Source organism: Paenibacillus validus NBRC 15382, assembly GCF_004000985.1.
Taxonomy (GTDB): Bacteria; Bacillota; Bacilli; order Paenibacillales; family NBRC-103111; genus Paenibacillus_G; species Paenibacillus_G validus.
Window position 1 is genome coordinate 1 of sequence record NZ_BIMH01000133.1, and the last position, 510, is coordinate 510.

The following is a 510-nucleotide window of genomic DNA, read 5'->3' on the forward strand; positions in this document are numbered from 1 at the left end:
TTTCAATTGAAGGAAGCTGGAATGAAAGCGCGCAGCAGATCATGTTTCATTCCCCCTACGCCTCCTACTCCGGCCATTTAACCATCTATGACGATGTCCAGATTCAACTTCGGCATCTGGTTCTCACCGGACGTCTGCAGATGCTCCCCCCCTCTTTACAAGCGGGCGAATATGGAACCTGGGTAGCGACAACTGATATAAGCTTGGCGGGGTATAGCGGCTATGTCCCACCGCAACCGCCTTCAACTTCGTTGCCGCCGGTTGGTGTATTTGTAACGTCGAATATACTGTATGGAAACTCGCGTATATAAAGAGGCAAAGCAGGCACATATCGAATGAAAAATGATCGGTATCCGGATAACGGAAAGGGGTGGCATCGGTGGACGAAAATCAGATTCATCATGTAATCGAACAAGCCTATCAATTGATTGTCTAAGCACGCCGCAACATGACTGACATTTGGCGCACTCACGTACTATTTACGCGACAATGGTGGTTGGGAGTAGGTTT

1 pseudogene is annotated in these 510 nt (G+C 48.6%); it reads left to right on the forward strand.

What is annotated here, in order from left to right:
• Window positions 1–311, forward strand: a pseudogene (locus tag PVA01S_RS27095) (hypothetical protein); the annotation flags it as partial.
• Window positions 312–510 lie beyond the last annotated feature (199 nt).